Genomic DNA, 19670 nt, shown 5'->3' on the forward strand with positions numbered 1-19670 from the left:
GAAGATCGGCGCGCCCGCGCCGCTGGTCCGCCCCTGCGCCCATCCGCGCGCGCAGTCATCCAAGGCCGCATGCCTTTTTCATCGGCCCGGCCCTGACGGATTGGCATGCCTTCCGATCGCGGTGTGGCGGGGGGCGGTCCGGTTGCGATGAAGGAGACACGCGGACTTCCACGGCACGATCTGCGTCGGAATTGACGTGTCGAGGCTTTCCTGACCTGGAAGAGCAGGAGCCGGCCAGCCTGCAATGAAGCGCTCAAGCGGCGGGGCTCGATGGCGATCCGGTCCGACCGCGACATGATCCGGGCGGCCGCGCCGACAGGCTAGACGTGCCCGGCTGCAGACCTGCAGCGGTGACGAGGATCAGAAAACAGTCCGGCGGACCGTTTTTCTCGGCGATCGGATGCACAGTGTGATGCTGCTGGGGCACCGCCTTATGGCGCGGGACTTCGACCGTCAGGTCGCCAAACCACGGGTCCGCATCGCCGTCCTGAGCGGAGACACCGCGCTCGGCATATCCGTCCCGGAAGCTGTGGGACAAGTCCGTCCGGGGGATGGGGAACCTCGGCCATCTCCCGATTTGCGCGGCAGGGTACAGGGGAACGGCTCTTCCTCCCGTGGATATCCCCGGCGTGCGACGCGAGAAAATTCCACGATCGAAGACCGTGGGGATGATGACCCAGCCGTCCCCGCCGCGGGAATGATGGCTGGCGTCGCCGCGCCGGCGCCGTTACTTCCGGGGCGACGACAGGGCGAGGCGCGATCACCGATGGGCAAGACGGATTTCTGGGCCTCGCTCTGGGCGCTGCTGAGCAGCCGGGGCCGCCGGCGCTATCTCGCGACGCATATGCCCGAGGTGGCGGCGCGCCGACCCAGCGCGCTGCTGCGCAGCTGTGCCGGGATGGGCATCACAAGCCTCGTCGCCCGCTATGGCGAGCGCTACGAGATCGAGCTCGACACCCGGGCGGGACATATCGCCGTCGGCGTGCTGAAGACCGGGGCCTTCCAGCCCGAACCGATGGCGGTGGTCGCCAGGCTGCTGGGCGAGGCGCGCCCGCTTTTCGTCAATGTCGGCGCCAATGTCGGGACCACGCTCCTGAACGCGCATGCGCAGGGCTTCTCGCGCTTCGTGGCGGTCGAGCCGGTGGCGCGCAACTTCGCCCTGCTGCGCGGCAACATGGCGCGCAACGGCATCGCGGCCCGCCTGCACCACGCGGCCCTCGGCCGGGTCGAGGAAGAGCGCGAGATCAATCTCGATGCGCATAACGGCGGCGGTCATTCCTTCCACGGGCTCGCCGATCCCGGCGGGGTCGAGCGGGTGCGGGTGACGCGGCTCGACCGGCTGGGGCTGGACGAGCCCTTCTTCCTGTGGGTCGACACCGAGGGCTTCGAGGCCGAGGTGCTGGCAGGCTGCGACCCCGCGCTGCTGGCGCGGCACTGCCTCGGGATCTGCATCGAGCTGAGCCCGCTGCATTCCGGCCCGGGCCCGGCGCTCGAGGTGCTCGAGCGGCTCGCGGCGCTGTTCCCGGTGCTGCGCGACGATGCCGGCCGGCCGGTCCGGCTGGAGACGCTGCGCGACGACATCGCGGCGGGCCGGGTCGAGCAGATCGACCTCGTGGCCGAGCGCCTCGCCGCTGTCGGCGCGGAGGGGACCGACCGCTGAACCTGCCCCGTGCGGGGTCAGGCGCGGCGGTACAGGAAATACCGGTCGGCGGGCACGCTGTCGGGCAGGGGCAGCGGCTGCAGCGCGGGATGCGCCAGTGGCAGGCCGCTCAGCGCGATGCCGCCCGGTGCCAGCACCCCCGCCGCCAGATCCGGCAGCCAGGTCAGCGTCACCGCGTCGCGGTCGTCATAGCCGGTGCCGATGTCGGCATGGACCAGCGCCGCACCCAGACCCAGGAAGGCCTGCGCGGTCTCGGCGATCTCGCCCAGCACCAGGTCGCGCTCGGGCGGGATCGACGAGGCATGGGCCGCCAGCGCGCGGTCGAAGGCGATGATCCTGCGGCCGGGCAGGCGCTCGCGCAGGTGGTGGTAGGTCCGCCCGTTGCCAAGGCCGAGTTCCAGCACCGGCCCCTCGGGCAGGCCTTCGGCGGCCAGCTGGTTCAGCAGGTCGCGCTGCGCGCTCAGGCGGCGGATGACGCTGTCCAGACGGCTCATGCCTTCACCACCTTGGACCCCGACAGTCCGCGGGCGGCCATCGCGTTGCGGGTGTCGACGATCAGAGCGGCCCGCGCGGCGAGCCCTGCGTAATCCACCGCGTCGTGATCGGTCGAGATCAGCACCGCGTCCACCCCCGCCAGCACCTCGGCCGACAGCGGCACGGAACGGCGCCCCTTCAGCGCGCCATAGGCGCGGGTCTGCGGCACCTCGGCGACATGGGGGTCGTGATAGTCGACCTCGGCCCCGCGCTCGAGCAGCAGCTCGATCAGCTTCAGCGAGGGGCTTTCGCGGATGTCGGGGACGTTCTTTTTGTAGGCCAGCCCCAGAACCAGCACCCGCGACCGGCTCAGCGCCTTGCCCGCCACGCGGTCCAGCGCCTCGGCCAGCCGGCCGACGACATGGCGCGGCATGGCCGAGTTGATCTCGCCGGCCAGTTCGATGAACCGGGTCGGCAGCTCGTATTCGCGCGATTTCCAGGTCAGGTAGAAGGGATCGATCGGGATGCAGTGCCCGCCAAGGCCGGGGCCGGGGTAGAAGGGCATGAAGCCGAAGGGCTTGGTCTTGGCGGCCTCGATCACCTCCCAGATGTCGATGCCCATCGCCTCGTAGACGACCTTCAACTCGTTCACGAGCGCGATGTTGACGGCGCGGAAGACGTTCTCGGTGATCTTCACCGCCTCGGCCGTGGCGGTGGTCGAGACCGGCACGACCCGCTCGAGCGCCGCGCCGTAGAAGGCAGCGATCAGCTGTCCCGCCGCCGCGCCGTCGCCGGCCACGACCTTCGGGATCGTCGCGGTGGCGAAGCTGCGGTTGCCCGGGTCCTCGCGCTCGGGCGAGAAACCCAGGAAGAAGTCGCGCCCGGAAACGAGCCCCGAGCGTTCGAGGATCGGGCGCAGCACCGTATCGGTGGTGCCGGGCCAGGTGGTCGATTCCAGCACCACCATCTGGCCGGGGCGCAGCGTGGCGGCGATCGCCTCGGCGGTGCGCTCGACATAGGACAGGTCGGGGTCGCGATGCGGCGACAGCGGCGTGGGCACGCAGATCGCGATCACGTCGCATTCGGCCAGCCGCGCGAAGTCGCAGGTGGCGGCGAAGCGGCCCGCGGCGACGGCGGCGGCAAGCTTTGCCGGGTCCACCGCCTCGATATAGCTTTCGCCCGCCTCGATCGCGGTGATCTTCGCCGGGTCGATGTCGAAGCCGGTGACCGGATAGCCGGCCGTGGTCAGCGTCATCGCCAGCGGCAGGCCGACATAACCCAGCCCGATTACGCCCGCACGGGCCTCGCGCGCCTCGATCCGAGCAAGAAGCGCACCGGCTGCATCGGGTAGGGCGGTCATGGCGTGGCTCCGGAAGGCTGGCAGGTCGGATAGGGGATTGCGGCAGGGGCCGGCGGGTGTCAAGTTCGCCGCAAATGCACGCAGCGACAAGGGACTGACCGGGATGCGCCGCCACCTCGCGATGACCGTTCTTGCCCTGATCTGGCCGCTTTCGGCGCTGGCGCAGGACGACCCCCGGACCCTGCGGCTGGTCGACGGCTTCGATGGCGCGGATTTCTCGGCCGAGGGCGGGCTCTACTACCGCGAGAATTCCGAGCAGTCGGCGGGCAGCGTCCTGTTCCAGTCGACGGTCCGCGACGCCGGGGCCGGCGCGCTTCAGCTGTCGGTGCGTCCGCATTGCCCGCCGGGCAGCGAGGGTTGCAGCGAACGCGCCGAGATCTGGGAAAAGACGCCGCTGCGCGTGCCCTATGACGAGGGGGTCTGGTACGGCTTCGCGATGCGGTTCGACGACCGCCCGCCCACCGACGACCACCGCTATGTCGTCGCGCAGTGGAAGCGCGAGATCGGGCCCGAGGCCGAGGGCGACTTCAGCCCCTTCCTCGCGTTGCGGATGCGCAGCGGGCAGGTCTTCGTGACGGTCGAGACCAACTACCAGCCGCCGCCGGCCGCGGCGCCCGCGGTGGTCGCGGGGCGCTGTCCCGCGGGCTGGACGCCGGTCTGGCTGCGGCCCGAGACCGCGCAGATGCGCTACCTCGTCGCGGTCGATGCCGCCTGGACTCCCGAGGTCACGCCCGAGTTCGACCATTGCACCGACGCGCTGGTGCTGACCGGCGGCACGGCGACCCTGCCGCATGCGGCCCCCGACTGGCATGACTACGCCTTCTACACCCGGCCCGGCCCGAATGGTGGCGGCGAGATCCGCATCCTCGTCGACGGGGCCCCGCTGCTGACCGCGCGCGGGCGCATCGGTCATGACGACACGGGCCTTGGCCGGAACCAGTATTTCAAGTTCGGCCCCTACCGCGATGCGGGCGAGGGCGAATGGACCATGTTCTACGACAGCTTCCGGCGCGGCCCCGACTGCCGCTCGATCCTGCCCGAGGCCGCCTGCGCGGGGCAGGAGTGAGCGGTAGCGCGCGTTCCGACGGGCTGCGGGTCGCCTTCTACGCGCCCCTGAAGTCGCCCCGCCATCCGGTGCCCTCGGGCGACCGGCTGATGGCGCGGCTGCTGATCGCGGCGCTGGAACGCGCGGGCCACCGGGTCACGCTGGTGTCCGAACTGCGCGCCTTCCTGCCCGATCCGAACGATGCGCCGGCCCTGGCCGCGCTCGAGGACGCCGCCGCGCAGGAACGGGCGCGGATCGCCCGCGACTGGGCGCGCGAGGGCGCGCCGGACGCGTTCCTTTGCTATCATCCCTATTACAAGTCGCCCGACCTGCTGGGCCCGCCGCTGGCCGCGGCCGCGGGCATCCCCTGGCTGAGCGCCGAGGCCTCGCTGTCCGCCCGCCGCGACCACGGGATCTGGGCCGCGACCCAGGGCACGGTGCGCGCCGCGCTGGCCGGGGCGGCGATGAACCTGTGCCTGACCCGGCGCGACCGTGCCGGGCTGCAGGCGGCGCTGCCCGCGGCCCGGACCTGCCACCTTCCGCCGTTCCTCGAGCTGGACGATCTGCCGCCGCCCGCGACCGGCACCGGGCTGGTCTGCGTGGCGATGATGCGCCGCGGCGACAAGCTCGACAGCTACCGCGATCTTGCGCAGGTGCTGCACCGGCTGCCCCCCGGAACGGACTGGACCCTGACCATCGTCGGTGACGGCCCGGCGCGGGCCGAGGTTCAGGCGCTTTTTGCCGGGCTCGATCCGCGGCGTCTCGACTGGCAGGGCGCGGTGGCGCCCGAGGCGGTCGGCGCGCTGCTGTCGCGCGCCGCGCTCTATCTCTGGCCCGGCTGCGGCGAGGCCTATGGGCTGGCCTATCTCGAGGCGCAGGCCGTCGGCCTGCCGGTGCTGGCCTGGGACACCGCCGGCGTGCCCGAGGTCGTGCGGCAGGGCGAGACCGGGATCCTCGTGGCCCCCGGCGACCATGCGGCGCTGGCCGCGGCGGTGACCGGGCTGCTCGGCGATCCGGCACAGCGCGCGACTATGGCTGCAGCGGCACGCCGCGCGGTGACGGAGCGGCACCGGATCGGCGCTGCGGCGGCCCGGCTCGACGTCATCCTGCGCGCCGCCGTGGCCCGGAGGGCGGCATGACCCCGGCCCGCGACGCCTTCCTGTCCGAACTCGATGCCCGCGCCGCGGCGGGGCGGCCGCTGGTGCTGTGGCTGCGCGACGATGACGCGGTGGAACCGACGCCGGCGCTCGACCGCCTGCTGGGGCTGATGGGGGCGCTGCCGCTGACGCTGGCGGTGATCCCGGCCGCGACCGGCCCGGCGCTGGCACGGCATCTGGCTGGCCGGCAGGCGGTCAGTGTCGCCGTGCACGGCTGGTCGCATCGCAACCATGCCGGCCCCGTCGAGAAATCGCAGGAGCTGGGCGCGCACCGCCCGGCCGCGACCGTGCTGGCCGAGCTTGGGGCCGGCGCCCGCCACCTGTCGGCGCTGCATGGCGATCGGGCGCTGCCGCTGCTGGTGCCGCCGTGGAACCGCATCGCGCCCGGGGTGATCGCAGGGCTGCGCGGGGCGGGCTTTGCCGCGCTGTCGACCTTCGGGCCGCAGGCGCGGGCCGCGGGGCAGGGGCTGGCCGAGGTGAACAGCCATCTCGACATCATCGACTGGCGCGGCACCCGCGGCGGCCGCCCGGCCGAGGCGCTCTGGTCAGAAGCGCTGGGGCTCGCGCGCATGGACCTGCCCGCGCTGGGGGTGCTGAGCCACCACCTCGTGCATGACGGGGCAGCCTGGGCGTTTCTCGAGGATCTCGTGGCGCTGACCGCCAGTCACCCGGGCGCGGTCTGGCCCGGCGTCGCGCGCATCATCGCCAAGGCCCAAGACCCCGGGTCCTGAGCCGGTCAGGGCCGGCGCGGGATCAGTGGAAGGCGCCGACGGCTTTCGGCAGGTCTTCGTCGGACAGCTTGCGGCCCAGCGCATCCATGATGCCCGCGCTGCACTTCGGGCAGCTGGCCATCAGCTTGACGAAGCAGTCGCGGTTAATCCGCAGCGCCTCGACCTCGGTCAGCGCGGTGACGGTGGCGTTGCGCGGCTGGTCGGACATCATCGAGGATTGCCCGACGATGGCCACGCCCTTGTCCGAGCCGGTCTTGAGCACATGCACGCCGTCTTCGGATTTAGAGACATCGACGGTGCCCGAGACGATCACCAGCGCGCCGAAGCTTTCGTCGCCCTCGCGGAACAGCGTCTCTTCGGGGTCGAAGTGGCAGCGCTCCGACGCGAACGCCAGTATCTTGAGCCGTCCGGGGTCGATACCCGCGAACAGATCAAGCTTCTGGAGCAGTTTCACTTCGTCTTGGAGCAGCATCTTCAACCCTCGCGCAGCGAACGTGTAGCAGTCCTTTATGGAAGTATCATGACGCGGTGTTCAGATTGCGTAAAGGAGGCTGATCTTCATTCAGCGCCTCCGGCACGCTTTCAAGCAGGCGTCCCTGCGAAAATTCGACCTTCCTGCCAAAATGGTGGGCGAGTTCCGAATTGGCAAGGACCCACAGAACCGCCGGCGACTGCGGCTGGGCGGCCAGGAAGGCAAGAATCCTTTCGATCATCTGCTGTTGCAGCGAAGCGTCGGCCCCGGCGAGAGGTTCGTTCATGACGTAATAAAGCGACCGGCGGACCAGCATCCGCGCCAGACCGAGTCGCTGGCGCTGCAGATTGCTCAGCCGGCGGCCGCCGGGCCCGATCTCGTGGGCAAGACCCAGCTTCAGCACCTTCAGGCGCAGGTCGGTGCGCTCGGCCAGCAGCTCGCGGCCGATCTCGCGCAGGGTCTGGTCGGCATTGCCGATGCGCTGGTTGACCTTGCCGAACAGCACGTTCTCCAGCAGCGTCCCGGCGCTGAGATAGGTCGCGGGGTCATAGGGCTGGATCAGCGGCTCCAGCTCTTGCGGCATGTTGCGCCGCAGCCGGTGGCGCGCGGCGATGATCTTCTCGCGCAGCTCCTGCGTCAGCAGCCCGAAGCGGTAGCGCGGCTCGATGTAGAAGAAGGCCAGCCGGATCAGGGCCCTGCGGTCCTCGTTGCTGGCCACCGCGAACGAGCTGCGGTCGACGCGCGCCAGCAGCTGCTCGTAGCGCGGCAGCTCTTCGGGCGTCATGTAGGTCAGCCATTGCAGCAGCTCCGGCATCTCCTCGAGCCCGCGGAAGATCTCGACCGTCTGGGTCGCGAACTGCCAGCCCAGCGCGAACAAGTCCTGCGCCAGCCCGTCGACGGCGATGGTGTCCCGGAAGAACGGGTGGCTGACCATGGTCTGGATGCTGGCCATGCCCTCGGTCGCGACGCCGAAGAACAGGTTCTGCCCGATCGTCGCCTCGGAGTTGAAGCGCTCGGGGTCGAAGCGCAGCACGAGGTGGTTCAGCCCGCGGTCGCGCAGCCGGGCATGGAAGCTTTCGCGCAGGTCGAGCGCCTGGCTGTCCATCCCTTCCAGATCGTCGAGCGGGATCACGCTGCGCAGGGCGAAGTCGATCACGTCGCCTTCAAGCCCCGCGACGCGCAGCACCTCGGAGAGCGAGCCCATCAGCCCGTGTTCGCCGGGGCTGGGCTGCACGACCTCGGGGTCGATCCAGTCCGCGGCGAGGTTCAGGTCCGGGTTGCCGGCGCGCAGCGCCTCGCGCCGCTGCCAGTCACGCCCGAAGCGCGAACTGTCGAGGTCTTCCGGGTCGGGTCCGGGACGGTGCCTGAGCCCGTAGGTCAGGTTGTCGAAGAGGCTGCCCGCGAAGAAATAGCTGGTCGCCGTCGCGTAAGAGACGACCTGCCCGGTGACCGACTCGGGCAGGGTCGCGATTTCGTGCNCCTGAGCCCGTAGGTCAGGTTGTCGAAGAGGCTGCCCGCGAAGAAATAGCTGGTCGCCGTCGCGTAAGAGACGACCTGCCCGGTGACCGACTCGGGCAGGGTCGCGATTTCGTGCGTGCCCAGCGTCACCTGGCCGTGGGTGGGGCGCAGGGTGCCGCCCAGCACCTCGCCCAGGATCGGCGCGCCATCGGCGGTGCCGCCGATCACCGCCACAGTCTCGCCCGGCGAGAGTTCCAGCGTCACGTCAGAGATCAGAGTCGAGCCGACCTCGGTCGTCACGCCCAGCCCGCGGATCGCCAGCGGCGCAAGCGCGCCCTCGACCGCGGCGGCGTCGATCGCGTGGCGTGCGGGGTCGATCATGTCCTCGGCCTCGAACTGCTCGACGACCTGCTCGTATTTCACCTGCATGTCCTGACGCGCCAGATCCCAGTCGATCAGCTCCTTCAGCGGGCCCGGCAGCTCCTTGTAGGCGTTGATGACGGCGACGAGCTGGCCCACGTCGAGCGAGCCGCGGATCGTCAGGTAGCCGCCGATCGAATAGAACAGGAAGGGGGTCAGCTGTGCCAGGAAGTTGTTCAGGAATTTAACCATGAACTTCCACTGGTAGATGTCGTAGCGGATCCGGAAGATCCGCCCCAGCCGGTCGGTGATGTCGGCGCGTTCCCAGTTCGAGGTGTCGTTGGCGTGGATCGTGGCGATCCCGTCGACGATGTCGGCGACGCGGCCCGCAAGCTCGCGCGCGGTCAGCTGCCGCTCGCGCCCCAGGATGATCAGCCTGCGGCGCATCCGCGGGATGATCGCCACCTGGATCGCCGCCATGCCCGCCGCGACCGAGCCCAGCCAGAAATGCTGCATGAAGATGAAGACCAGCGCGGTCAGCGCCTGCCCGCCCAGCATCGCCGGCTGCACGAAGGCATCGCCCGAGAAGCCGCCGATCGGCTCGACCTCGTCCTTCACCATGCTCGAGACCTCGCCGGCCTTCAGCTGGCGGAAGCGCGCGGGCGGGAAGCGCAGGATGCGGTCGACCAGCTGGAAGCGGATGCGGCGCAACAGCCGCTCGCCCAGCCGGCCCTTGTAGGTGTTGATCAGGTATTTGAAGCCGTTGTTGATCACGACCATCGCGAGGAAGGTCAGGCTCAGCGCCATCAGCAGCGGCAGCCGCTCGAGCGCGATCCCGTCGGTCAGTACCACGTCGCCCCAGAACGGGATCGGCAGGGTGAGGGCGAAGAACGGCTGCGTGGCGCCGGGGGCGCCGAAGCCCTCGCCTTGGATCGGGCCGTTCACGATCTGCTTGGGCAGGTCGAACGACACGTAATAGGGCACCATCGAGATCAGCACGATCAGCAGGATCACCAGCTGCTCGCGCCGGGTGTGGGACCAGATGTAGCGGAAGATGTTGGGTTCCATCGGGCCATCCCGTCCACCCGGGACCGGTGGATCTCGATCTGCGAACTGTCCCCGGGTCTCGCGCCGGGCGCGGCCCCTTGGGATAATGTTAAACCTTTGTGACGCGCCGCGAAACGGTCAGTTCGCACAGAAGCTGCGCAGTCTGCGCAGCGCCATCGACGGCCAGCTCGGTCTTGGAGGGGTCGGGTCCGGCCAGCGCCGCCCGGATGGCGGCCGCGAGCGCGGGGCCGCCCAATGCGGCCTCGGGCAACATGGTGGCGCGACCGGCGGCTTGCAAGTGCCCGGCGCGCAACGTCTGTTCCGTTTCCCCGCCGGCCGCGAAAGGCACCAGCACTGCCCGGCAGCGGGCCTGCAGGATGTCGCAGACCGTGTTGTAGCCGGCCTGCGATACCGAGAGCCGCGCCGCGGCCAGCAGCGCCGGGAAGTCCGGGCGGAAGCGGAACAGGCTGACGCGGCCCTCTGGCAAGCCGGCGGCGGCGTCTGCGACGGCCGCGGCCTCGGCCTCGGGCAGGTTCGGGCCGGTGATCACCGCCCAGCGTGCGAGCCCCGGCAGCTCTGCCGCGGCGGCCAGCGCCGCCAGCGACAGCGCGCCACCCACCGCGCCGCCCCCGGCCGAGACGACGACGTCGAACCGGTCGTCGGACGGGAGTGGGGGCGGGGCCGCGACGAGACCGGTGTAGCTGACCCGGTCGGCGATCTGGTCCGCCAGCGGGAAGGTGTCGCCCAGCGTGACGAAGGCGGGATCGCCGTGGACCAGCACCCGGTCGTAATGGGCCTGCACCAGCGCCACCGTCTCTTCGTTGCGCCCCGGCTTCACCTTGCTCTGCAGGATGTCGCGGACCGAGGCGACGAGGGCAGGGCGCGGATGCGCCGCCTCGATCGCCGCGATCAGCGGAAGCATCTCGAAGCGCACCTGCCGGCGGCCGAAGGGGAAGGCCTCTGTCACCACCACCTCTGGGCGCAGCCGGGCGAAGGCCGCCAGCAGCGCGTCACGCCGCGCATCGAGATAGGCGGGCGTCACCGGCGCGCCCGCGCCGTCCGCGAGCCCCGAAAAGCCCTCGCCCGCCGTGGCCAGCGGCGGCAGCGCCACGTGGTCGAGCCCCTCGGGCGGGAAGCCCGGCACCGGCAGGCCGCCGGTGACCACCGTCACCTCGGCCCCAGCCGCCTTCAGCGCCGCGCAGATCCGGCTCGCGCGGGCGAGGTGGCCGATGCCCAGCAGGTGCTGGACGTAGAACATCACGCGCGGGGCATCACTCATCGCTCGGTCCTTCCGTCGGCCTCGAACAGCGCCTTCAGGCGGCGGATGCCGGGGGCCATGTCGAACTCGGCGCGCACCCGCGCCTCGGCCGCGCGGCCAAGCCGGGCGCGCAGCACCGGGTCGGCGATCGCCCGCGCCAGCGCCGCGGTCAGCGCGGCGGCGTCCTCGGGCGGAACCAGCAGCCCGGTCTGCCCGTCGGTCACGAATTCCGGGATCCCCGACAGGTCGGTGCCGATGCAGGCCAGCCGCTGGCTTGCCGCCTCGACGATGACATTGGGCAGGCCGTCGCGGTCGCCGTCCTCGGTCCGGCGCGAGGCCAGCACGAAGAGATCGGCGGCGCGGTAGGCCGCCAGCACCTCGGTCTGCGCCAGTGCGCCGGCCCAGATGATGCGTCCGGCGATACCCAGCCGGTCGGCCATCAGCTTCAGCATCGCCAGTTCGCCGCCGCCGCCGACATGGGTCAGCTGCCAGTCCAGGCCCTCGGGCAGGCCCGCCAGCGCGGTCAGCAGCACGTCGAAGCCCTTCTTCGGCACCGCCCGGCCCACGGTCAGGATCCGCACCGGATCGGCCGGATCGCGGCCGTCGCGGGGCGGGCGCGGCGCCTCGGGCGCCGGAAAACGGGTCAGGTCGAGCCCGTGATAGGCCAGATGCACCTCCGCGCCGGGGGCAAGGGCGGCAAGGTGATCGCGGCCCGTGCTGGTGCAGGTCACCGTCCAGCGCGCCTCGGCCAGCTTGTCGGCCAGATCGCGGTCGGGCGTGGTCCAGATGTCCTTGGCATGGGCCGAGATCGAGAAACCGCGCCCGGTCAGCTGCGCCGCATAGCGGGTGACAGAGGCCGGGGTATGCGCGAAATGGGCATGCAGCAGCGCCGGGCCGGGCCCGAGTTCCGCCGCCAGCACCAGCGCCTGCCCGAAGCGGCGCAGCCGGTTCGGGGTGGGATCGCGGGCCAGATCGCCAAGGAAGACCGGCAGCAGCCGCCAGAAGGCGCGGCGCGGCAGGGCGCGGGCCAGTGCGCAGGCCACGCGCAGCGGCTCTTGGTGAAGATATTCCGGCAGGTAGCGCACCGGGGCGCGGATCTCGTCATGGACCGGGTGGCGCTTGGCATCGGTCGGATGGCGCAGCGAGACCAGCTCCAGCGTCAGGCCGGCGCGTTCCAGCCCCAGCAGCTCCTGCGCGATGAAGGTCTCGGACAGGCGGGGGTAGCCCTTCAGCACCACCACCAGCCGCGGTGTCGGGCTGTCAGCCATGGACGGCGGTCAGCCTCGGCTTGCGGCGGTCTTCCAGCCAGTGACCGACCTCGGCGGTGATCCGGGCGAGCCCGCCCAGATCGCGGGCGGCGACGCCCGGCGTCGCTGGCGCCTGCGAGGGGCGTCGGGCGTCGGGCAGGGTCTGAAGGGCTGCGGCGAGGCGCAGCGGATCGGCGCTTTCCTCTGCGCGCATCATCCGGATCAGGCCCAGTTCGGCCGCGCGGCTGGCGCGGATCAGCTGTTCCTCGCGCGGGGTGACGCGCGGCACGATCAGGGCCGGGCGGTCGAAGGACAGGATCTCGCAGTAGGTGTTGTAGCCGCCCATGCCGACCACCGCCTGCGCCCCGGCGATCAGGTCTTCCATCCGGTTGTCGAACTCGATGACCTCGACCCGCGGCAGCGCGTCGCCCGCGGCCAAAAGCTCGGAGCGTTCGCGCGCGGGCAGGTAGGGCCCCAGCACCACCACGGCGCGGCGCGTCAGGCCCGGATCGGCGCGATAGGCCGCGAAGACGTCGCGGATCAGCTCGGCCCCGTCGCCGCCGCCGCCGGTGGTCACAAGGATGTAGTCGCCCAGATCGCGCGAGGGCGTGTCGGCGTGGCGATGGACGCTGCGCTGCAGAAAGCCCGTGTAGCGCATCCGCGCGCGCAGCGCCGGCGAAACGTCGAGGCCGCCCAGAGGATCGTGGAACCCCTCCGGGCCATAGGCCCAGATGCTGTCGTAATAGCGTTCGATCTTGCGCAGCATGTCGCTGCGCGCCCATTCGGCGGCCAGCAGGTGCGGGGCGTCCATCACCTCGCGCAGGCCCAGCACCAGCCGCGTGCCCTGCGCCTTCAGGTAATCGAGCGTCTCCTCGATCTCGCCGTGCAGGCCCATCGGCTCCTTGTCGGTGATGAAGATGTCGGGGCGGAAGGTCTCGGCCGTCTGGCGGATCAGCGCCCGGCGCATCGCCAGCGTGTCCTCGAGCTTGGTGTGCGCGGCGAGAGAGGTGTATTCGCCGTTGCGCAGCTTGATGACGCTGGGGATCTTCAGGAAGTCGACGCGCACGCGGTAGTCGAAGGCCCCGGCGATGGTCGCGCCCGAGATGATCAGCACCGACAGCCCGCGATGCGCCTCGACCAGCGCATGCGCGATCTCGCGGCAGCGGCGCAGGTGACCCAGCCCGAACGTGTCGTGGCTGTACATCAGGATCCGGGCGTTGTCGAAGCTGGGACTATCCATGGGCCGCTCTCATTTCAGAGACGGGGCCGCCGGGCAAGCGGTGCGTTGGTCTGCCGCGGTGCGCTGAAGCACAGCCGGTCCGCTCAACGATAGGGGTCTGCCGCATCGCGCAATCCATCGCCAAGGAAGTTGAACGCCAGGATCACCAGCACCACCGGAAGCATCGGCCAGAGCAGCCAGGGGTAGATGGCGATGATGTTGATGCCGCGCGCCTCGGTCAGCAGGATGCCCCAGCTGGTGACCGGCGGGCGCAGGCCAAGCCCTAGGAACGTCAGCGCCGTCTCGCCCAGGATCATCCCGGGCACCGAGAGGCTGGCCGAGGCGATCAGGTGCGACAGGAAGCCGGGCACGAGGTGGCGGGCGATGATGCGCGGGCTTTTCGCCCCCATCAGCTCGGCCGCCAGCACGTAGTCCTCTTCCCTGAGCGCGAAGAGCTTCGAGCGGACGGCGCGGGCCTGTCCGGTCCAGTCGAGCATGCCGAGGATCACCGTGATCCCCAGATAGACGAGGATCGGTGACCACGAGACCGGGATGATCGCCGCCAGCGTCATCCACAGCGGGATCGAGGGGATCGACTGCAGCACCTCGATCGTGCGCTGCATCGCGGTGTCGAACCAGCCGCCGCGATAGCCGGCGATGCCGCCGATGGTGATGCCCAGCGAGAAGCTGATCAGCGTGCCCAGCAGCCCCACCGTCAGCGAGATCCGCGCTCCGTAGAGGATGCGCGAGAACACGTCGCGCCCTAGCCGGTCGGTGCCGAGGAAGGCCACGCGCCCGCCCTCGGCCGGGCAGACGAGGTGGCGATCGGCCTCGATCAGGCCCCAGAATTCATAGGGCTCGCCCCGGCAGAAGAAGCGCAGCTTCTGCACCTGGTCCGGGTCGTCAGTATAGACCCGCTGCAGCTTCACCATGTCGAGCTGCATGGTCTGGCCGTAGACGAAGGGCCCGACGAAGCGGCCCTCGTGGAACAGGTGAACCTGCTGAGGGGGTTGATAGATGAAGTTCACGTCGCGGGTGTCGCGGCCATAGGGCGCGAGGAACTCGGTGATCAGCAGCGATCCATACATCAGGATCAAAAACACGCCCGAGATCACCGCCAGCCGGTGCTTGCGGAATTTCAGCCACATCAGCCGCAGCTGCGAGGCCTCGCTCACCGCGCGGGCCTGCACCGCGCCCGGCTCGTGCGTCGGGTCGAAGGGCAGGTCCGAGACGTAATGCGTCATCGGCGCGCCGGGGGGGCCAAGCTTCAGCGTCACCGCGACTTCCTCCCCTGCAGGCGGATCCGCGGGTCGAGGAAGGTCAGCGCGATGTCCGACACCAGCACGCCGATCACGGTCAGGAACGCGAGATACATCAGGAACGAGCCGGCCAGATACATGTCCTGGCTCTGCAGGGCGCGGATCAGCATCGGGCCGGTGGTTTCCAGCGACAGGATGATCGCCGTCACCTCAGCCCCCGAGATGATCGAGGGCAGGATCGAGCCGATGTCGGACACGAAGAAGTTCAGCGCCATGCGCAGCGGGTATTTCAGCGTGGTGCGGGTGGGCGACAGGCCCTTGGCCCGGGCGGTGGTGACATAGGGCTTGTTCAACTCGTCCAGCAGGTTCGCGCGCAGCCGCCGCGCCATGCCGGCGGTGCCCGCGGTGCCGATGATCAGCACCGGGATCCAGATGTGCGCAAGGATCGAGCGCGTCTTGTCCCAGCTCATCGGCTGGTTCAGATACTGCAGGTCCATCAGGTGGCCGATGGTGGTGCCGAACCAGATGTTGGCGAAATACATCATGATGATCGCCATCAGGAAATGCGGGATCGCGATGCCCATCAGCCCCAGCAGCGTCAGCCCGTAGTCGCCCCAGCTGTAGGGCCGCGTCGCGGAATAGAGCCCGATCGGGAAGGCGAGCAGCCAGGTGAAAAGGATGGTCACGAACGAGACCATCATCGTCAGCCACAGCCGGTCGCCCACCACCTCGTTCACCGGCATCCGGTATTCGAAGCTGTAGCCGAAATCGCCGTGCAACATACCGGTGACCCAGTGCAGGTAGCGCACCGGCATCGGCTGGTCGAAGCCGTAGCGCGCCTTCAGCTCTTCGATCTCCTGCAGGTCCGCGGGCTCGCCCAGGGCCCTCAGCTCCTGCACGTAGCTTTCGAAATAGTCGCCCGGCGGCAGCTCGACGATGGTGAAGACCAAGACCGAGATCAGGCCCAGCGTGGGGATCATCATCAGGATCCGGCGCAGGATGTAGCCCAGCATCGCCTCAGCCCTCCGGTCCCAGCCAGAACGTGTCCGGCATGTAGATCCCCAGCAGCGAGGTCGGCACATAGCCGATCAGCCCGCCCTGCGGCAGGTTGCGCAGGTTGCGCCGCGCCAGGATCGGCTGCGGGGCGGAATTCACCGTGCCGATGGTGAAGACCTGGTCGGCCTGGATCTGCAGCATCCGGTGCCAGATCCCGGCCCGCTGCGTGGTGTCCGAGGTCTCGCGCCAGTCCTTGACCAGCCCGACCAGCTCCTGCACCTCGGGCATCTCGGGCGCATGGCCCTGCAGCCCGCCCGACATGTAATGCACGCCCCATTGCGGCCACTGGTACTGGTCGTCGGCGGTGGGTGCCAGTTCGTAGGGCGGCATCTCGGCGGTGGGCAGCGCATTGTCGAGCCCCATCCACACCGACATCGTGACCTGCCCGGCCATGATCCGGCTGCGGAACAGGTCGCGCTGCGACACCCGCGTCCAGAGCGCGATCCCGATCTGGCGGAAGTGATCGGTGATCAGTTCGAGCACGTCGGTTTCCAGCGTGCTCTCGCCCGCGCTCTCGACCATCAGGCCCGCGGTGCGTCCGTCGGGAAGCCGCCGGAACCCGTCGAGCGCCGGCGGCGTCAGCCCGGCCGCGTCCAGCAGTGCGTTCGCCTGATCGGGATCGTGCACCGCCCATGCGGTGGCGTATTCGGGGCGGAACAGCGGGCTTTCGGGCAGCACGGTGTTCGCGCTCTCGCGCGCCAGCCCGAAGAACAGCACCTTGTTGATCTCTTCGCGGTCGATGGCCAGCGACATCGCCCGGCGCACCCGCACGTCGCGCAAGAGCGACCGCCAGACCGCGTCGCCGCAGGTCAGGTTCGGGATCAGCGCCACGCGCGATCCCTGGCTGCGCTTCCACAGCGAGACGCTGACCGGATAGCGCGCCTCGGCCTCCTTCAGCAGGGTGTAGTCCGCGAAGTCGAGCGCGACCGGCTGCAGGTCGCTTTCCCCGGTCGCGACCTTGGCCGGAATGATCTCGTAGGAGCTGACGTTCAGCAGCACCCGGTCGACATAGGGCAGCTGCAGCCCGTTCTCGTCCACGCGGTGGAAATAGGGATTGCGCTCGAAGACGAACTGCTGGGCCGGGGGCTTCGTCCGCGGCCGCCAAGGTTCCAGCGTCGGCAGGTCGGGGTTCTCGGGGCGGCTGAAGCGCGACATCTTCATGTGCAGCGCCGCCCAGTCGTCGACGCGCTCGGCCTTGGCCAGTTCCTCCAGCCGCTCGGCCGGGGTGTAGCGCGCGTGATAGCCCTTCATGTAATGGGCGGGCAGGAACAGCCGGATCGGCACCGGCGCGGCCAGGCCCGGCAGCAGGTCGGGCAGGTGGTCGTCCCAGCTGTAGCGGACCGTGACCTCGTCTAGCACCTCGAAGCGCGGGCCCTTGTCGGCTGCCTTCAGCTCGCGCTGCATGCCGCCCAGCTCGTCGTGCTGGATGACGTCCTCCCAGCAATAGCGGAAGTCCTCGGCGGTGAAGGGATGGCCGTCGGACCAGCGGTGCCCCTCGCGCAGGTGGAAGGTGTAGACGCGGTCGTCCTCGACCTCGTAGCCGGCGAGGATGTCGGGGATCAGGTTCAGCTTCGCGTCGTAGCCGACCAGCCGCGAATAGCCGAGGATCGGCATGTAGCGCACGTCGCGCTGCCCGCCGATCAGCATCCGCAGGGTGCCGCCGTGCCGGCCCGGCTGGTGGCCGTTCTGCGTCAGCTCGACCACGCGCGGCACGCGGGGCAGGCGGCCGAAGACATCGGGCATCTGGCCGATCGCCACCGCGTCGTCCAGCGTCGGCGGCCCGGTGAAGTTGACGAAGCTCGCCCCGGCAAGACCGGGCGCCAGCGCCGAGCCGGCCGCAAGCAGACCCAGCGCCCGACGCCGCGTCAGCGGCAGCCCGGTGGCGGACCGGGTCACGAGACCAGCTCCCGCGCGTCGGCCGCGGCGCGGACCCGCACGAGGTGTCCATCGCCGAGGTCGGCCATCTGCATCGCTGTGCCCGGCTCTTCGCGGAAGGCGGGGTCCCAGTCGGCGGCCTTGCCGACGGCGCGACTGACGACCGGCAGGTCGAGCGGGTGGTCAAGGTCGGGCAGCGGCACCGCGGCCATCAGCGCCTGCGTGTAGGGATGCACCGGGCTCTCCATCAGCCTGTCGCGGGGCGCGATCTCGACCAGCCGGCCCTGCCACATCACGGCGACCCGGTCGGCCATGTAGTTCACCACCGCGAGGTTATGCGACACGAAGAGATAGGTCAGTTTAAGTTCGGACTGCAAATCCTTGAGAAGATTCAGGATCTGCGCCTGAACCGACGCATCCAGCGCCGAGACCGGCTCATCGCAGACCACAAGCTCCGGCCACAGCGCCAAGGCGCGCGCGATGCCGATCCGCTGCCGCTGCCCGCCCGAGAAACTGTGCGGATAGCGCTGCGCCGCGCCGCGGCCGAGGCCCACGGCATGCAGCAGCGCCGCGACGGTCTGCGCGCGCTCGGCAGGGGTGCCGCGGCGGTGGATGTCGAGCGGTTCGGACAGGATCCGTCCCACCGGCATCCGTGGCGACAGCGACGAGACCGGGTCCTGGAAGATCAGCTGCGCGCGGGCGCGGAAGGCGTCAAGCTCGGGCCCCTCGAGCCCGCCCACGTCGATCGCGCGGGTGCCGTCGTCGAAGAGGATGCTGCCGCTGTCGGGGCGCATCGCCCGCACCAGCATCTTGCCCAGCGTCGTCTTGCCCGAGCCGCTTTCGCCGACAAGGCCAAGGCATTCGCCGCGGTGGATGTCGAAGCTGACGTCCTGCACTGCGAACTGGGGGGCGGTGGCGCGTTGGAACAGCCGCCAGCTTTCGCCGCGCGGCAGGAAGGATTTCGAGACATGGCGCAGCTGCACCAGCGGCCGCTCGTGCGGATGCGGCATCGCGGGCGGCTGCGCCGGGCGCGCGGCGATGCGGCCGATCTCGTGCACGCGCTCGGCCGGGATCTCGCGCAGCGGCTTCAGCCGCTCGCGCGCGCCGGGGCCGAAGCCGGGCAGCGCCGCCATCAGCCCGCGCAGATAGGGATGGCCGGGCCGCCGGAAGATGTCCTCGACCGGGCCGGCCTCCATCACGCGGCCCTCGTGCATCACCACCACCTCGTCGGCGGTGTTGGCCACCACGCCGAGATCATGGGTGATCAGCAGCACCGCCAGATTGAATTCGTCCTGCAACTCCTTGAGCAGGCCAAGGATCTGCGCCTGGATCGTCACGTCCAGCGCCGTCGTCGGCTCGTCCGCGATCAGCAGCGAGGGGCCGCAGATCAGCGCCATCGCGATCATCGCGCGCTGGCGCATGCCCCCCGACAGCTCGAAGGGATACATGTCGTAGATGCGGCGCGGGTCGCGGAAGCCGACGCGGGCCAGCATGTGCTCGGCCTGCTCGCGCCGCTCGGCGGGGCTGAGCAGGGTGTGGATCTTCAGCGGCTCGGACACCTGGTCGCCGATGCGGTGCAGCACCGAGAACGAGGTCATCGGCTCCTGGAAGATCATCCCGACGCGGGCGCCGCGGATCTGGCGGATCCGGCGGCCGTCATGGGGCAGCGACAGCAGGTCCTGCGGCCCTTCGGGCCCGCCCTCGTCGAACAGGATCCGCCCCGAGACGCGGGCCTGCGGGCTTTGCAGCCCGAGGATCGTCTGGCTGATGATCGTCTTGCCCGAACCCGACTCGCCCACCAGCGCCGTGACCTTGCCCGGAAGCACGCGCAGGCTCGCCTCCCTGACCGCGGTGATCTCGCCGCGCAGAAGCGGGAAGGTCACGGACAGGGACTCGATCCTCAGCAGATCGCGTCCGCGGGTCTGGGCAGCCTGTTCCAGTCGGTTTTCCTCGTGTCAGAAGGGGGCGCGGGGCCATCCCCGTTGCACAGCC

At 70.1% G+C, this 19670-nt stretch carries 16 protein-coding genes and 1 pseudogene; 5 read left to right on the plus strand and 12 right to left on the minus strand.

Features of this window, described 5'->3' with window-relative positions; translation table 11 throughout:
• Positions 1-397 precede the first annotated feature (397 nt).
• Positions 398-535: pseudogene (locus tag V8J36_RS20245) on the plus strand (IS5/IS1182 family transposase); the annotation flags it as partial.
• A 231-nt stretch (positions 536-766) separates the two neighbouring features.
• Complete coding sequence (locus V8J36_RS20250; protein WP_336469140.1) at positions 767-1660, plus strand: FkbM family methyltransferase; 894 nt, start codon at positions 767-769, stop codon at positions 1658-1660.
• Between the two features lie 17 nt (positions 1661-1677).
• Here the strand turns inward: V8J36_RS20250 and V8J36_RS20255 are convergent, their stop codons facing one another.
• The gene (locus V8J36_RS20255) at positions 1678-2154 is read right to left on the minus strand and encodes a class I SAM-dependent methyltransferase (RefSeq protein WP_336469141.1); all 477 of its coding nucleotides are present in this window, start codon (positions 2152-2154) and stop codon (positions 1678-1680) included.
• A complete protein-coding gene (locus V8J36_RS20260) occupies positions 2151-3494 on the minus strand; it encodes a nucleotide sugar dehydrogenase (RefSeq protein ID WP_336469142.1) in 1344 nt (447 codons plus the stop codon). Before V8J36_RS20260 ends, V8J36_RS20255 begins: the two co-directional genes overlap by 4 nt.
• 103 nt (positions 3495-3597) lie before the next feature.
• Between V8J36_RS20260 and V8J36_RS20265 the strand changes: the two genes are divergently transcribed.
• The 3 genes from V8J36_RS20265 to V8J36_RS20275 are packed head-to-tail and all read left to right on the plus strand — an operon-like array spanning position 3598 to position 6427.
• Positions 3598-4560: a polysaccharide lyase gene (locus V8J36_RS20265; RefSeq protein ID WP_336469143.1), complete on the plus strand. Its 963-nt coding sequence runs from the start codon at positions 3598-3600 to the stop codon at positions 4558-4560.
• Positions 4557-5678, plus strand: a complete 1122-nt coding sequence (locus tag V8J36_RS20270) for a glycosyltransferase family 4 protein (protein ID WP_336469144.1) — start codon at positions 4557-4559, stop codon at positions 5676-5678. Before V8J36_RS20265 ends, V8J36_RS20270 begins: the two co-directional genes overlap by 4 nt.
• On the plus strand, positions 5675-6427 hold the full coding sequence (locus V8J36_RS20275; RefSeq protein WP_336469145.1) for a polysaccharide deacetylase family protein: 753 nt from the start codon (positions 5675-5677) through the stop codon (positions 6425-6427). Before V8J36_RS20270 ends, V8J36_RS20275 begins: the two co-directional genes overlap by 4 nt.
• 22 nt (positions 6428-6449) lie before the next feature.
• On the opposite strand, the gene V8J36_RS20280 is transcribed toward V8J36_RS20275, so the two are convergent.
• From V8J36_RS20280 to V8J36_RS20325, 10 genes are all read right to left on the minus strand, one after another.
• Positions 6450-6899: a cyclic nucleotide-binding domain-containing protein gene (locus tag V8J36_RS20280; protein WP_336469146.1), complete on the minus strand. Its 450-nt coding sequence runs from the start codon at positions 6897-6899 to the stop codon at positions 6450-6452.
• 46 nt (positions 6900-6945) lie between these two features.
• A complete protein-coding gene (locus V8J36_RS20285) occupies positions 6946-8133 on the minus strand; it encodes a hypothetical protein (RefSeq protein WP_336469147.1) in 1188 nt (395 codons plus the stop codon).
• A gap of 143 nt (positions 8134-8276) precedes the next feature.
• Positions 8277-9785 carry an ABC transporter ATP-binding protein gene (locus V8J36_RS20290; RefSeq protein WP_336469148.1) on the minus strand — a complete coding sequence of 503 codons (1509 nt, stop codon included), beginning with the start codon at positions 9783-9785 and terminating at the stop codon, positions 8277-8279.
• A gap of 88 nt (positions 9786-9873) precedes the next feature.
• Positions 9874-11043 (minus strand): glycosyltransferase family protein, encoded by a 1170-nt coding sequence (locus V8J36_RS20295; RefSeq protein ID WP_336469149.1) that lies wholly within the window; start codon positions 11041-11043, stop codon positions 9874-9876.
• Positions 11040-12290 carry a glycosyltransferase family 4 protein gene (locus V8J36_RS20300; protein ID WP_336469150.1) on the minus strand — a complete coding sequence of 417 codons (1251 nt, stop codon included), beginning with the start codon at positions 12288-12290 and terminating at the stop codon, positions 11040-11042. The genes V8J36_RS20295 and V8J36_RS20300 overlap by 4 nt, the downstream gene beginning before the upstream one ends.
• Positions 12283-13509, minus strand: coding sequence for a glycosyltransferase family protein (locus tag V8J36_RS20305; RefSeq protein WP_336469151.1), 1227 nt, complete (start codon positions 13507-13509; stop codon positions 12283-12285). Before V8J36_RS20305 ends, V8J36_RS20300 begins: the two co-directional genes overlap by 8 nt.
• 83 nt (positions 13510-13592) lie before the next feature.
• A complete protein-coding gene (locus V8J36_RS20310) occupies positions 13593-14765 on the minus strand; it encodes an ABC transporter permease (RefSeq protein WP_336469152.1) in 1173 nt (390 codons plus the stop codon).
• The gene (locus V8J36_RS20315; RefSeq protein ID WP_336469153.1) at positions 14762-15760 is read right to left on the minus strand and encodes an ABC transporter permease; all 999 of its coding nucleotides are present in this window, start codon (positions 15758-15760) and stop codon (positions 14762-14764) included. The genes V8J36_RS20310 and V8J36_RS20315 overlap by 4 nt, the downstream gene beginning before the upstream one ends.
• 4 nt (positions 15761-15764) lie before the next feature.
• A complete protein-coding gene (locus tag V8J36_RS20320) occupies positions 15765-17699 on the minus strand; it encodes an ABC transporter substrate-binding protein (protein WP_336469154.1) in 1935 nt (644 codons plus the stop codon).
• On the minus strand, positions 17696-19618 hold the full coding sequence (locus tag V8J36_RS20325; RefSeq protein ID WP_336469189.1) for an ABC transporter ATP-binding protein: 1923 nt from the start codon (positions 19616-19618) through the stop codon (positions 17696-17698). The genes V8J36_RS20320 and V8J36_RS20325 overlap by 4 nt, the downstream gene beginning before the upstream one ends.
• Between the last annotated feature and the right edge of the window lie 52 nt (positions 19619-19670).

This window comes from Frigidibacter sp. MR17.14 (assembly GCF_037095735.1).
Lineage (GTDB): Bacteria > Pseudomonadota > Alphaproteobacteria > Rhodobacterales > Rhodobacteraceae > Frigidibacter.